The organism is Streptococcus sp. GS001 (assembly GCF_021595565.1).
GTDB lineage: Bacteria > Bacillota > Bacilli > Lactobacillales > Streptococcaceae > Streptococcus > Streptococcus xiaochunlingii.
This window is the reverse complement of the sequence record NZ_JACSYJ010000002.1, coordinates 647,424-661,113: the sequence shown is the minus strand read 5'-3', so window position 1 is coordinate 661,113 and position 13,690 is coordinate 647,424. Positions and strand designations below refer to the sequence as shown.

14 protein-coding genes and 2 pseudogenes are annotated in these 13,690 nt (G+C 41.9%); all 16 read left to right on the top strand.

Annotation, left to right across the window (positions count from 1 at the left end):
- A partial coding sequence (locus tag H8S88_RS06790; RefSeq protein ID WP_236128199.1) for an LPXTG cell wall anchor domain-containing protein occupies positions 1–316 on the top strand: 316 nt, incomplete at its 5' end.
- A gap of 199 nt (positions 317–515) precedes the next feature.
- Positions 516–827: a hypothetical protein gene (locus tag H8S88_RS06785; protein WP_061564058.1), complete on the top strand. Its 312-nt coding sequence runs from the start codon at positions 516–518 to the stop codon at positions 825–827.
- A 210-nt stretch (positions 828–1,037) separates the two neighbouring features.
- On the top strand, positions 1,038–1,925 hold the full coding sequence (locus H8S88_RS06780; protein ID WP_236128198.1) for a DUF4300 family protein: 888 nt from the start codon (positions 1,038–1,040) through the stop codon (positions 1,923–1,925).
- A 54-nt stretch (positions 1,926–1,979) separates the two neighbouring features.
- Positions 1,980–2,171, top strand: coding sequence for a hypothetical protein (locus tag H8S88_RS06775; protein WP_236128197.1), 192 nt, complete (start codon positions 1,980–1,982; stop codon positions 2,169–2,171).
- Positions 2,172–2,224: 53 nt separating this feature from the next.
- A complete protein-coding gene (locus H8S88_RS06770) occupies positions 2,225–2,614 on the top strand; it encodes a hypothetical protein (RefSeq protein ID WP_236128196.1) in 390 nt (129 codons plus the stop codon).
- Between the two features lie 66 nt (positions 2,615–2,680).
- Positions 2,681–3,532 carry a CbrC family protein gene (locus H8S88_RS06765; RefSeq protein ID WP_236128195.1) on the top strand — a complete coding sequence of 284 codons (852 nt, stop codon included), beginning with the start codon at positions 2,681–2,683 and terminating at the stop codon, positions 3,530–3,532.
- 60 nt (positions 3,533–3,592) lie between these two features.
- The gene (locus H8S88_RS06760; RefSeq protein ID WP_236128194.1) at positions 3,593–4,348 is read left to right on the top strand and encodes a CPBP family intramembrane glutamic endopeptidase; all 756 of its coding nucleotides are present in this window, start codon (positions 3,593–3,595) and stop codon (positions 4,346–4,348) included.
- Positions 4,345–4,790 (top strand): annotated as a pseudogene (locus H8S88_RS06755) (hypothetical protein). The gene H8S88_RS06760 and the pseudogene H8S88_RS06755 overlap by 4 nt, the downstream one beginning before the upstream one ends.
- 149 nt (positions 4,791–4,939) lie before the next feature.
- Complete coding sequence (locus H8S88_RS06750; RefSeq protein WP_236128193.1) at positions 4,940–6,379, top strand: helix-turn-helix domain-containing protein; 1,440 nt, start codon at positions 4,940–4,942, stop codon at positions 6,377–6,379.
- 239 nt (positions 6,380–6,618) lie between these two features.
- Positions 6,619–8,127: a glycerol kinase GlpK gene (glpK, locus tag H8S88_RS06745; RefSeq protein WP_129821998.1), complete on the top strand. Its 1,509-nt coding sequence runs from the start codon at positions 6,619–6,621 to the stop codon at positions 8,125–8,127.
- A gap of 33 nt (positions 8,128–8,160) precedes the next feature.
- Positions 8,161–9,987, top strand: coding sequence for a type 1 glycerol-3-phosphate oxidase (gene glpO, locus H8S88_RS06740; protein ID WP_236128192.1), 1,827 nt, complete (start codon positions 8,161–8,163; stop codon positions 9,985–9,987).
- A gap of 70 nt (positions 9,988–10,057) precedes the next feature.
- A complete protein-coding gene (locus tag H8S88_RS06735) occupies positions 10,058–10,759 on the top strand; it encodes an MIP/aquaporin family protein (protein WP_125336056.1) in 702 nt (233 codons plus the stop codon).
- A 465-nt stretch (positions 10,760–11,224) separates the two neighbouring features.
- Positions 11,225–11,425, top strand: a pseudogene (locus H8S88_RS06730) (SDR family oxidoreductase); the annotation flags it as partial.
- 176 nt (positions 11,426–11,601) lie between these two features.
- Positions 11,602–12,204 (top strand): hypothetical protein, encoded by a 603-nt coding sequence (locus tag H8S88_RS06725; RefSeq protein WP_125336057.1) that lies wholly within the window; start codon positions 11,602–11,604, stop codon positions 12,202–12,204.
- Between the two features lie 109 nt (positions 12,205–12,313).
- Positions 12,314–12,949, top strand: coding sequence for a copper homeostasis protein CutC (locus H8S88_RS06720; RefSeq protein WP_125336058.1), 636 nt, complete (start codon positions 12,314–12,316; stop codon positions 12,947–12,949).
- Positions 12,950–13,024: 75 nt separating this feature from the next.
- Complete coding sequence (locus tag H8S88_RS06715; protein WP_125336059.1) at positions 13,025–13,684, top strand: MmcQ/YjbR family DNA-binding protein; 660 nt, start codon at positions 13,025–13,027, stop codon at positions 13,682–13,684.
- Positions 13,685–13,690 lie beyond the last annotated feature (6 nt).

The following is a 13,690-nucleotide window of genomic DNA, read 5'->3' as shown; positions in this document are numbered from 1 at the left end:
TCCAGAGTCAACAACTCCAGAGTCAACAACTCCAGAGTCAACAACTCCAGAGTCAACAACTCCAGAGTCAACAACTCCAGAGTCAACAACTCCAGAGTCAACAACTCCAGAGAAAACAACTCCAGAGCCAAAAACAACTCCAGAGAAAACAACTCCAGCACCAGGTAACCCTGGCGGAAATGGAGATGGTAACGGTGGCGGACGCAAAGTCCTTCTCCCAAGTACAGGTGAAGTTGCAGCAACCGGATTGATCCTTTCAGGAGCAATTGTTCTTTCAGGAGCAGTGTTGTTGAAACGTAAAATTTCAAATAACTAATATATAACTAACTATAGTGTATTAGCACATTTGATTTAACAAGAAGGTCTCAAGAATATATTTCTTGAGACTTTTTTATGCGGATAATAATGTAGAGCTGCTGATTTATCTCTTGAGTTAAGGATTAGTTAAAATTGTACTTTTGATTTCTTAGGTGTATAATGTACTATTAGATACAAATAGATAATGAGGGTTTTGAATGGAATTAAAAGATTTTACAGAAAAAGAACAAGAACAAATCAACCAAGGTTTAAGTACGGCTGAGATTTCTGATAAGGAAGCGGCGAAGAAGTTGCTTGCTCTTGTTCCGCAAGAATGGATCAAACGTATTCCTTTCTTTGTCAGAGGGCATGCGACGACAAAAACGGTTGAACGTGTAGCCATGCGCTATCCTGAACTCTATACCGTGGCCAAGCGCCAAGGAAATCTTCCTGAAAAAGAACGGGAAGAATTGCGTGTCATTATGACGGAAGTCTTTGAAGAAAAGATGAACAAACATAAGATTAAATAAGATTCATTATTCATTGAAGAGCTGGATAGTCTGCCAGCTCTTTTTTGCTACTTATAAAGTTTCCTTAATTCGTAAAAAATAGTTGGAGCTAAGTCAGTTTTAAACTATAATATAGGATAAGGAGATTCGATAGGAAAAAGAAATGAATCATGGTACAAAACATGACTCAATGTTATAAAACATCTTAGTATATAGAAAAGGAACCATTTTATGAAACCATTTAAAAAATTCATGCTCCTTACCAGCTGTGCCTTGGGGATCTTTGCATTAGCGGCTTGTGGTAGCAACCAAAAGCAATCCAAGGAAAAACAGGCAAGTTCCACAGTGCAGCAGTCCCATTCAGACAAGGAGCACTACAAGGGAACTTACAGCAACCTCAATAGTAAGGAAAGTGTCGAAGAAGTGCGGGCTCTCTTATCTGCTTATTTGGATCAGGAGAGTGTAGACAAGTTTTTAGGTCTAGTAACGGACTATGATAATATCGTTGGTTCTGTTGGCTTGACGGGCGACTTCAGCAAGTTCAAGAAAACAGACTACAATGTCGAGAAGATCAGTGACTTGTGGACCAAGCAGAAGGGCGATTTCGTCGGGACCAACTGCCGGATCAATAGTTATACCTTGCTGAAGAACCGCATCGAGATTCCTAAGCAGCAGTCGGACAGTGAACTCTTATTCGTGGACAATGATGCTATTGACAAAGGAAAGGTCTTCGATGAGGCAGACAAGGAAGCCTTTAACATTCTCTATTCACGGGTTCCGACAGAAGCTACAACGGATGTTAAGGTCCATGCCAAGAAGATGGAAGAGTATTTTTCTAATTTCAAATTTAATGAAAATGCCCGCATGCTTTCCGTTATTGTTCATGATAACCTAGATGGCAACACGCTTTTTGTCGGGCACGTCGGTGTCTTGGTTCCTGCCAAGGACGGCTATCTCTTTGTCGAAAAGCTGACCTTTGAAGAACCCTATCAAGCCATCAAGTTTGCGACCAAGGAAGATGTCTACAAATACTTGGAGACCAAATACCAAGATTACACCGGTGAAGGTCTAGCTAAGCCCTTTATCATGGACAATGAAAAATGGGTTGAAACCAAATAGAATTTCCAGCTAGTTAAGTTTGATGGGAACTCCAGCTAAGGAAAGGAGCTAAAGATGAATAAAAAACGGAGCTACTTTGCTCTAGCCCTTATTCTTATTGGTTTTCTATTAGTAGAATCAAGTATGTATGTCCTACCCTACATTGAAGGATTAAAAGATTTAGAACAAGTTGCTTTCGGATTTGGAATTTTTCTCTTAGTGGCTGTCATCATCTTATTAACCAAGACTAAAAAGCATACTGATTAAGGCCGAGTCAACAATTGTACTGTGTATTTAGAATTTATGGAGGGAGAAATGGAATGGCAAGTTTAGGATCAGGACCAGTATTATTAAGTGTTGGTTTTATTGGCTTCTTCAGCATTACGTTATTCGTTCGTCGCTGGTTGGCTAGCCGACGTAGTGGTGGTCCCTTCTTTGCACCCTTCCATATTAACAGTGGCATCTTCTACATTCATGTGCCTTTGTGTTTCAGTCGGCGAATGATCCCACTGAAAGAGATTAAGCAAATTACCTACTTGCTACTCCGTGGTCGCGCTGGTGGTGGGAGTCGCTATGCTTTCTATACCGAACTCAGAAATGGTAAGACCATTCCCCTCTTTTTCGGGAAAAGCAAGCGCAATGAAGTGTTAGTTGCGAAACTCAAGCGAAATGCTGGCAGGTATGGGTTTAAAGTACATGATCCAGGTTAGAATACAATCATCTGTAGAAATAGAATCTACGATTTATTTCCTTTAAAAATGAAAGCGAGTAGTCCTATGAACGATTCGATGAAAGAATATATCAGACTTAAAAAGCAGTTCCAAGCGCAAGAGAAGGATTCATCCAGCGTGCTAGCTCTTTATGAATTTGCAGATCGTCTAGCTTTACTGGAAACTCCAGAAGCCAAGCAGGTCTTGGTGGATGTTTACCAAGAGTTGGGCTTGTATGCCAGTGCCTTTGCTCTCTTCTCAGGGCTAGTAGACAAGTCTGATCGCAAACAAGTTAAGAAACTTTTCACCTTAGAAAAGATGAGTCTCAGTCATGGAGATCGCTTTGCTCTCCCTCGTCCCTTGACTGAAAAAGAAAAAGAGGCTCATAAAGAGAAAATCAGTGACTTGCCAACCTTTCGTTATCATCCGGACCCACTAGCGACTGGTGCCTTTAAGGAAGGGGAGACCAAGACCTGTCCGTCATGTGGGGAAGACCACACCATCTATTATGCTTTGAGACCCTATTGTGAAGAGGAGCTAAGTCATCTCTGTCCGACTTGTATTGCTACAGGTCGTGCTGCCCAGAAGTTTGAAGCAGAGTTTATCCAAGATGCTGATTGGCAAGGAGTCATGGATAAGGAAAAAGACCAGGTCCTATTTTGTCAAACTCCAGGCTATAGTAGTTGGCAGGGGGAACATTGGCTATCCTGTTGCCGAGACTACTGTGCTTATCTGGGGACAGTTGGCACTCGTGAATTGGAAGAAATGGGCATTGCAGAGCAAGTATTAGCAGAATACGAGGCACGTAATGAATTTCAGGATGTGGCTGAATACTTAGTCAAGGATGGTTCAATGTGTGGCTATCTCTTTCGATGTCTCCATTGTGAACAATACCATCTGTGGGTTGATGCGGATTAGGGGATGCTCTAAATCTAATAGAGTCATGAACTATATGAAAGAATAGAAAAGGAATCACGAATGAATAGAAAGCAAGCCCTATCCATGTATTTGATAGGGACCTTCGGTCAAGTATTAGGAGTTAGCCTTCTGGTGTGGTTTTTAAGAGCAGGAGGAGTCAAGGTTGATTTTACATCATCATTTGGGATCATCGCTATTATTGTAGGTGGCTTGTCATCAGCTTTGTGGGGTAGTCTTGCCAGTATTGGCTACTATCAATCTAGTTTCAAACAAGTTCTAAAAGATTTTTTTCAAGTCAAAGACAGTTTAGCAAATTATTGTTTGGTGCTCGTTTTCTTGCTACTCGACTTTTTCCCCTTTATCTTTGGTGGTAAGATCACCACTCAATCGTTGGTCTTGCTATTGGTGCTCTTTTTAAAGGCTCTTCTTTTTGGTGGGATTGAAGAAATTGGCTGGCGTTATTTCTTTCAACCAACTTTGCAGGAAAAAATACCTTATTTTTCAGCTACTTTGATCACCTTTTTAGCCTGGTCTAGTTGGCATCTACTATACTTTTATATCGATGGTTCGTTGGCTGTCATTCAGTTGTTTCCGTTTCTAGTAGGTCTGCTAATTAACTGCTTTATCTTATCGGCCTTGTATCATAAAACGCAAAATTTATGGATCTGTGTCATGACCCATGCCTGTATCAATTCCTTGTCTCAGATTCTAGTGAATAAAGAGGTATGGCTATCTATAGTTAGTAAATTTCTTATTATTAGTTTAGCAATCATGATTGCAAGAAAGAAGTATGTAACTGTAAAGGAGGAAAAATGAGCAAATTTATTTCAAAACAATCAGTCGCTATCTGGTATGCATTGACTGCCCTCCTTGCTACATTTATAGTGGGGCAAGTTATCCTTTGGTTTTTCCCAGATGGGATTAGTATAGGAGCCTCTCTACTGTTTATCCTAATGAACTTAATTCCTATGATTGTGGCGGCTGTCTTTTCTCTGGTGTTGAGTGAAGTCAACTCCCTTGGATTACAGCAGGTTCGTCCAACTATCTCATCTTTTACCTGATGATCTTAGGGAATACCTTCCTATTTGGAGCGCTCAAAGAGTACTCGAAAGGAGCTGTCCCTTGTATCCTCGCTCATATGCTGATCGATAGTCTAGCTGTTCTCATGCTGGTTCAGAGCTCGCTTCCTCAGATTATCCTTCTAGTTATTTTCGAAATCCTTCTAGCCTCTTGGCTAGTGGCTTTACGAAAATCATAGAGTAGAGCTTTACCTCTCAGCCGATTTCGGTGGGAGGTTTTATAATTTAGAGATTGGTGATATTTAGATAGAGCTGGTAAGCATTATATTTCGACTTTCATAAGTTTTGTGTTATGCTAAAACTAATATCATGGAAGGTTTTTCTGAAAATGCATTTAGCTGATTTAATGGAAAAAAGTGAGGGTGGGCAGTTTTTAATCCTGTCTCATCTGCAAAAGCATTCTCCAAGCAGTCTGTCAGAAGTGATGGCTGAGACGGAATTTTCCAAAGCAACATTGAACAAATATCTTGCACTGATCAATGACAAGGCCCAAGAAAATCAGCTGGCCCTTTCCATTGAGGTAGTAGATGAAAACCTTCGCCTTCTTGTGGATTCGGATACCAAGGGGCGGGACATTCGGCGGGCTTTTTTGGACAATGCCATCAAGTACCAACTATTGATCTATTTGCTTTATCATGGCCAGTTTCAAGCTCAGCAACTATCTCAGGAACTCTTGATTAGTGAAGCGACATTAGGGCGTCATATTTCGGGCTTAAACAAATTATTAGCTGAGTTTCAATTTTCCATCCACAATGGGCGCTTGAAAGGGCCTGAACATAAGATTCGCTATTTTTATTTTGGCTTGCTACGAAAGGTCTGGGCTAGTGCAGACTGGAAACAAGAACTGGACAAGAAAGAAAGACAAACCGAAATTGCAACCTTAGAAGAGCTCTGTGGAGCAAAATTGTCTCAAGGACAACGCTTGGATTTTGTTCTCTGGTCCCATATTACCCAGCAACGACTCAAGATTAATGCCTGTCAGTTCCGAGAAATTGAACAGAAGATGAAGGGCTATACGGACAATATATTTTATCAACGTTTGTTTCATAGGGTAGACCAGCTCTTTTCAGGGAAACACATTGCTCTTAGCTATGAGGATGGAGAGATGTTGATCCTCTTTGCTTTTCTAGTCACCCATCGGATCCTCCCCCTTCATACCATGGAGTATATCTTAGGATTTGGAGGGGAGATTGGGGCTTTGACTACGCAGCTCATTCAAGAGATGAAAACACAGAAGCTTTTAGGAGAGTATATAGAGGGCCCAGTGACCTATGAATTGAGTCAAATTTGTGGCCAAGTTTATCTATTTTCTGGCTATCTGCTACAAGACAAGCATAAATACCAGCTTGAAACGCATCCTCCCTATGGATTTAGTAGCCATGACTATAGAGAAGTAGCAGATTCCATCTTTAGCAAACTGCCTCTCTTTTCCCAAGCGACTGCCCTGGATAAAAAAATTAGGTGGGAGTGGCTTCAATTAATGGATTATATCGTGGAGAATAGTGGGCGTCAAATTAAGATTGGCCTGGACTTAACAGTGGGCTATCTAGGCTATACACGGATGACAGAGGTCCTCAAGCGCTACTTGGAGTACAATCGTTTTATTACCATTGAAGCCTTTGATCCAGCTACGGATTATGATTTGATTGTGACCAACAATCCTATTAGCCATAGCAAGCGAATTCCTGTCTATTATTTGAAATATGACTTGGATCTGACAGATTTAGCCAATATTCGTCAGATGATTTATGGGGATGCCAATTCTTAGTAGATTACAAAGAAGACTTGGGTCTTCTTTTTTTGTTGGAAAATGCTTAGATTTGTCTGAAAATTTAATAGAACAGCAGTTTGGAAATCTCTTCTGTCTCAAGCGATTCAAGAGACGCTCCTCATATTTTTTAAAAATTAAAAAAAAATTGATGAACATGAAAGCGGTTTATTTTGTATACTAGACAATGTAAGGAGTACATCTCCTAAAGAATATTTCTTTTCCCAGGAGGACAGTTCATGTCACAAGAAAAATACATTATGGCCATTGACCAAGGAACAACTAGTTCTAGAGCCATCATTTTTAATAAAAAAGGAGAAAAAGTAAGCTCTAGCCAAAAAGAGTTCACGCAAATTTTCCCTCAAGCTGGTTGGGTTGAACACAATCCAAATGAAATCTGGAACTCTGTTCAGTCTGTTATCGCTGGTGCCTTTATCGAGAGTGGCATCAAACCAGGACAAATCGAAGCTATCGGAATTACCAACCAACGGGAAACAACCGTTGTTTGGGATAAGAATACTGGACTTCCAATCTACAATGCCATTGTCTGGCAGTCTCGCCAAACAGCTCCTTTAGCTGAACAGCTTAAGAGCCAAGGGTATGTCGAAAAATTCCACCAAAAAACAGGTTTGGTCATTGATGCCTACTTCTCAGCAACTAAGATTCGCTGGATCTTGGACCATGTAGAAGGAGCACAAGAACGGGCTGAAAAAGGAGAATTGCTTTTCGGAACCATCGATACTTGGTTGGTTTGGAAGTTGACAGACGGAGCTTCTCACGTAACAGACTATTCAAATGCTGCTCGTACCATGCTCTACAATATTAAAGACCTAAAATGGGATGATGAGATTTTGGAAATCCTCAATATTCCTAAGGCTATGCTTCCAGAAGTGCGTTCAAACTCTGAAATCTATGGAAAAACAGCTCCTTTCCATTTCTACGGTGGAGAAGTTCCTATCTCAGGTATGGCGGGTGACCAACAAGCAGCCCTCTTTGGACAGTTGGCCTTTGAACCTGGTATGGTTAAAAATACTTATGGTACTGGATCTTTCATCATCATGAATACAGGTGAAGAGATGCAGCTATCTGAAAATAACTTGCTAACTACCATTGGATATGGAATTAACGGGAAAGTATACTATGCCTTAGAAGGATCCATCTTTATCGCGGGTAGTGCCATTCAATGGCTTCGTGATGGTCTTCGTATGGTGGAAAACTCACCTGAATCTGAAAAATATGCGCGTGATTCTCACAACAATGATGAAGTTTATGTGGTACCGGCCTTCACAGGTCTAGGAGCACCATACTGGAATCAAAATGCTCGTGGTTCTGTCTTTGGCTTGACTCGTGGAACAACCAAAGAAGACTTTATTAAGGCGACTCTTCAATCCATTGCTTACCAAGTACGGGATATCATCGATACTATGCAGGTTGATGCTAAGACGGCTATTCAAGTCCTTAAAGTGGACGGTGGAGCAGCTATGAATAACTTCTTGATGCAGTTCCAAGCGGATATTCTTGGTATTGATATCGCTCGTGCTAAAAACTTGGAAACAACAGCTTTGGGGGCAGCCTTCCTTGCTGGCCTGTCAGTCGGCTACTGGAAAGACCTAGATGAATTGAAAGAACTCAATGCAACTGGTGAACTCTTCGAGCCTTCTATGAACGAATCTCGTAAAGAACAACTCTACAAGGGATGGAAGAAAGCTGTTAAAGCTACCCAACTCTTTGCAGAAATTGAAGACTAGTCAAGACTTCAGTAGGATAGAAAGTGAAGAATTATGGAATTTTCAAAGAAAACTCGTGAATTATCGATTAAGAAAATGCAAGAACGCACCCTGGATCTTTTGATTATCGGGGGAGGGATCACAGGTGCTGGGGTAGCCTTGCAGGCAGCAGCAAGTGGTCTTGAAACAGGTTTGATTGAAATGCAGGACTTTGCGGAAGGGACATCAAGCCGTTCAACAAAATTGGTCCACGGTGGACTTCGTTACCTCAAACAATTTGACGTAGAAGTGGTATCAGATACGGTATCAGAACGTGCAGTAGTGCAACAAATTGCTCCTCATATTCCAAAACCAGACCCAATGCTCTTACCAGTCTATGATGAAGATGGGGCAACTTTTAGCCTCTTCCGTCTTAAGGTAGCCATGGACCTCTATGACCTCTTGGCAGGTGTCAGCAATACTCCAGCTGCCAACAAGGTCTTGACCAAAGAAGAAGTGTTGGCTCGTGAGCCTGAGTTGAAACAAGAAGGTCTAGTCGGAGGTGGGGTCTACCTAGACTTCCGTAACAACGATGCTCGTTTGGTGATTGAAAATATCAAACGTGCCAACCAAGATGGGGCCCTCATTGCTAACCACGTAAAAGCTGAAGGATTCCTCTTTGATGAATCTGGCAAGATCACAGGTGTAGTGGCGCGTGATCTCTTGACTGATGAAGTCTTTGAAATCAAGGCTCGTTTGGTGATTAATACAACTGGTCCTTGGAGCGATAAAGTGCGTAACCTCTCAAACGATGGAGAGCAGCATTCACAAATGCGTCCAACCAAGGGTGTTCACTTGGTCGTAGATTCAAGCAAGATCAAAGTTTCTCAACCAGTCTACTTTGATACTGGTCTTGGAGATGGTCGGATGGTCTTCGTCTTGCCACGTGAAAACAAAACTTACTTCGGAACGACTGACACGGACTACACTGGCGACTTAGAGCATCCAACAGTAACTCAAGAAGATGTCGACTACTTGTTAGGAATCGTGAATAACCGCTTCCCAGAAGCTCACATCACCATCGATGATATCGAAAGTAGCTGGGCTGGTCTTCGTCCGTTGATCTCAGGAAACAGTGCTTCTGACTACAATGGTGGAAACAACGGCACTATCAGTGATGAAAGCTTTAATGCTTTGATTGCAACAGTTGAAGGCTATCTTTCTAAAGAAAAATCGCGTGAAGATGTTGAATCAGCAATCAGCCACTTGGAAGGCAGCACTTCTGAAAAACATTTGGATCCATCTGCTGTTTCTCGTGGATCAAGCTTAGACCGCGATGACAATGGTCTTTTGACCCTGGCTGGTGGGAAGATTACAGACTACCGCAAGATGGCTGAAGGAGCGATGGAGCGTGTCTTGACCATTCTCAAGGAAGAATTTGACCGTCAGTTCAAATTGATCAACTCTAAGACCTATCCAGTATCAGGTGGAGAAATTAACCCAACGAACGTGGATTCTGAAATCGAAGCCTTTGCTCAACTTGGCGTATCTCGTGGCTTGGATAGCAAGGAAGCTCACTACCTAGCTAACCTATATGGATCCAATGCACCTAAGGTCTTCGCCCTTGCTCATAGCGTGGAACAGGCACCTGGATTGAGTTTGGCTGATACCTTGTCACTTCACTATGCAATGCGCAATGAATTGGCACTTAGCCCAGTTGACTTCCTCCTTCGTCGTACCAATCACATGCTCTTCATGCGGGATAGCTTAGATGCGATTATCGAACCTGTTTTGGATGAAATGGGCCGCTTCTATGAATGGTCAGAAGAAGAAAAAGTTGGCTACCGCAAAGACTTGCAAGTCGCTTTGGAAAACAATGACTTGGAAGCATTAAAAAACTAAGAAAAACAAAAAAGGGGTTGGAAAGAAGACTGTCTAACCTTCCCCTCTTTATAATGGAGAATTAAATCATATGAAAGAATTATTTGGTGAATTTTTAGGAACTTTAATCCTCATTCTTCTGGGAAATGGGGTTGTAGCAGGAGTGGTTCTTCCAAAAACGAAAAGCCACAACTCAGGTTGGATCGTCATTACTCTTGGTTGGGGGATTGCGGTTGCTGTCGCAGCCTTCATCTCTGGTAAGTTAAGTCCGGCCCATTTGAACCCTGCAGTAACAATTGGGGTTGCTCTTAATGGTGGCCTAGCTTGGGCATCTGTCATTCCTTATATCCTTGCACAATTTGCCGGAGCCATGGTCGGTCAAGTCCTTGTCTGGTTGCAGTTCAAACCGCATTACTTAGCAGAAGAAAATCCTGGAAATATCCTTGGAACATTCAGTACTGGTCCAGCAATTAAGGACACTACTTCAAACCTCATCAGTGAAATCCTTGGAACCTTTGTCTTGCTACTAACTATCTTTGCGCTTGGTCTTTATGACCTTCAAGCAGGGCTTGGTACCTTTGCTGTAGGTACCTTGATTGTGGGGATTGGTTTGTCTCTTGGTGGAACCACAGGTTACGCTCTCAACCCAGCTCGTGACTTAGGTCCTCGTATCATGCACAGCCTCCTTCCTATTCCTAACAAAGGAGATGGCGACTGGGGATACTCTTGGATTCCAGTAGTTGGTCCAATCATTGGAGCAGTACTAGCAGTAGCAGTCTTTAAAATGTTTTAAAAAAAGAAAGAGAGTGGGATAGAAATCGGTAATTCGTTAGAATTCGATTTCGTCGTCCAACCTCCGCACAGTTGAGTAGGGCTGTAAAAGCTGATAAAATCAGCGTAGTAGAGCCCACTCAACCACTGCGTCTTGCTCGATAATCCAAAGACAATTGAGAGGCTAGGACTATTGTCCTAGCCTCTTTTAATATACTGCATCAGCTAAAGAGAGCTTTGTACGTTCTAACTTAAAACAAGCTATAAGAAATGTAAAAAGCGATAAAGAAAATAATGATGGCAATAATGTATTGAACCGGCTTAGGTAGGTTATTCAATTTATCCATGAATTCTTTCATTGTTTGATCTCCTTATTGTTTGAATTTCTTATGATTAGTGTAGCATGAAATAACTCCCAAAACAATAGGCAACATGGGTGTTTTTGTTAAGAAAATACTCCTAGTTATTCACCAGTCATCTTATTTAATTTAAAATCGCTCATAAATCTGGGAAGAAGGCTGGTAAAGATGACGAATGGGGGATGCAAACTTTCGCTAAAGATATTACCCTCAAACGTTTGTCAGAACCCGAAGATGTCGCTGCAGCGGTTAGCTTCCTTGCTGGTCCTGATTCAAACTACATCACAGGACAAACCATCATCGTGGATGGTGGGATGCAATTCCATTAACATTGAAATAGAGGTTAGGACCTTGTCTAGCCTCTTTTCTTATGTGCAACTTATTCCTCTCGTTCGCTTTTTTTGAAAAATTAGGGTAGAATAGAATTCATATTTTGAAAAAGAATAGATCAATAGTGATGGAGATGAATTCTCTTTTATCCAACTAAACGAAAAGAGGTGACCATATGTGGAAATGGATCAAACGACTCATCGGACTGACCTTCCTCCTAGTGATTGTCTTAGCAGTTTTCTTGATTCCGGCAAAAATTTCGACTCAAGAGCAATTTAAAAATGTAACAGTGAATACTTCGCTGGTAGATCTGGCCCAAGAAAGTCTTTCTACTGCAAACGTGACTGCTTCTGGCCTCCAAACGGAGCTTCAGCTGAATTCTCCTCAATTGCGCCAAGTTATTAAATCCATGGCAGGGGAAATGACAGATGAAACTCTCCTCAATACAGCAGTTGCTATGAATGGAGACTACATCAATGTTCAGGTTCCAATTGAACTGGGACCGGTAGAAACCATGGTGAGCATGGACTATACAGCAAGTGTGACGGATCAACAATTGACCTTGAACCTAGAACGGGCCCGTCTTGGACATCTGCCGATTCCACGTAGCTTGGTTGCTTCAAAGATTGCTGAAAAAGTTAACCAAGAGGGCACAGGAGCTACTATGACAGGAAATCAAATCCAATTGACCATGCCGACAAGTGGCTACCAAATCCATTCTGCGAGGGTCGAAAAAGGGAACATGGTATTACAAATTATTGTTCCAATTTCCTATTAAGCATCAACCATTGGTTTCTGATGAGGCTGATGGTTTTTCTAATTGACAAAGCATTGAAAAAAGAGTAAGGTAGAACGAGAAAACGATTTCAGATGCAGGGAGATTTAAAATGCCACTATATGAATTTTGTGCAGAGAACATAACACTTTTAGAAAAAGCTTTTCAAGCAGGAGCGCGTCGTGTAGAATTATGTGATAACTTAGCGGTTGGAGGTACGACTCCAAGCTATGCTGTGATCAAAGAAGCTGTGAAGCTTGCTAAAGATTATCAGGCCAAGGTCATCGTTATGATCCGTCCACGAGGAGGAGATTTTGTATACTCTGAGCAAGAGCTTGATATTATGTTAGAAGACTGGAAAGTTGCTCGTGACCTGGGTGTCGATGGCTTGGCTGTAGGTGTCTTGACTGCTGACAATCAGCTGGATAAAGACGCCATGCTTCGTTTCATCCAAGCTAGCCAAGGATTTGAATTGACCATGCATATGGCATTTGACCAGATTCCTTTAGAAGATCAAGCTACGAGTATCGAGTGGATGAAGGAAGTGGGCGTGACGCGACTGTTAACGAGAGCTGGAAGTCCAGAAACAGACTTAAAACTTCGTTTAGAGCGCTACAAAGAGTATGCTCAGTTAGCTGATGGCCAGTTAGAAATCTTGGCAGGTGGTGGTATCTCTTTGGAGAATCGACAGCTTTTCCTTGACCTTCCAGGGGTGGATCAGGTCCATGGAACTCGTGTTGTCTTTTAAATGCATATGAGTTGAGAAAGAAATCTCAGCTCTTTTTTCTTGATTTTTGGTATACTGGAGGGAAAGGAGTAGAGCGTGTTTTTACCAGATTATTTTGAGAAATACAGTATAGACAAAGAAAAAGCCCTAGCTTATGGGTTTTCAAAGCAGGGAGAGAAGTTTCACTATGATCAACTGGTCCTGGATGGAGACTTCAAACTTTATGTGACTGTCCAAGGTAAGCAAGTGCATTTTTGGTTAGTGGATCAGGAGACAGGCGACGACTATGTGCAGCTTCATATGGACCAGATGGTAGGTCAATATGTGGGTCAAGTCAGAGAAGCCTGTCAGCAGGCCTTAGAAGTCATCAGAAGCTCCTGTTTTGCTGTCAAAGATTTTTTGTATCCTCAGACCAAGCGCTTGGTGGATTGGATCAGCCAGCAATATGACCGTCCTATCGAATACCTCTGGGACCGCTCACCAGACTCGGGTGTCTTTCGTCATCAAAAAGATCTCAAATGGTTTGGCGTTCTTATGAAGATAGACTGGTCCAAGCTAGATGCGAGACAGAAAGGGAAGATTGAGGTTCTAAATCTTAAACTGGACCATGTCAGCCAACTCTTAGAAGAGCTACCTTTCTATCCAGCCTATCATATGAACAAGAAATACTGGATCAGCATCCCCTTGGATGGACGAGTAGAGGACGATCTACTCTTTGAGCTTGTAGGGAAGAGTTGGGCTTTGACCAAGAAGTAAGGGATT

Coding starts and splice junctions, on each gene's coding strand:
- H8S88_RS06785 (WP_061564058.1), top strand. CDS start 516: ATGGAATTAAAAGATTTTACAGAAAAAGAACAAGAACAAATCAACCAA.
- H8S88_RS06780 (WP_236128198.1), top strand. CDS start 1,038: ATGAAACCATTTAAAAAATTCATGCTCCTTACCAGCTGTGCCTTGGGG.
- H8S88_RS06775 (WP_236128197.1), top strand. CDS start 1,980: ATGAATAAAAAACGGAGCTACTTTGCTCTAGCCCTTATTCTTATTGGT.
- H8S88_RS06770 (WP_236128196.1), top strand. CDS start 2,225: ATGGCAAGTTTAGGATCAGGACCAGTATTATTAAGTGTTGGTTTTATT.
- H8S88_RS06765 (WP_236128195.1), top strand. CDS start 2,681: ATGAACGATTCGATGAAAGAATATATCAGACTTAAAAAGCAGTTCCAA.
- H8S88_RS06760 (WP_236128194.1), top strand. CDS start 3,593: ATGAATAGAAAGCAAGCCCTATCCATGTATTTGATAGGGACCTTCGGT.
- H8S88_RS06750 (WP_236128193.1), top strand. CDS start 4,940: ATGCATTTAGCTGATTTAATGGAAAAAAGTGAGGGTGGGCAGTTTTTA.
- glpK (WP_129821998.1), top strand. CDS start 6,619: ATGTCACAAGAAAAATACATTATGGCCATTGACCAAGGAACAACTAGT.
- glpO (WP_236128192.1), top strand. CDS start 8,161: ATGGAATTTTCAAAGAAAACTCGTGAATTATCGATTAAGAAAATGCAA.
- H8S88_RS06735 (WP_125336056.1), top strand. CDS start 10,058: ATGAAAGAATTATTTGGTGAATTTTTAGGAACTTTAATCCTCATTCTT.
- H8S88_RS06725 (WP_125336057.1), top strand. CDS start 11,602: ATGTGGAAATGGATCAAACGACTCATCGGACTGACCTTCCTCCTAGTG.
- H8S88_RS06720 (WP_125336058.1), top strand. CDS start 12,314: ATGCCACTATATGAATTTTGTGCAGAGAACATAACACTTTTAGAAAAA.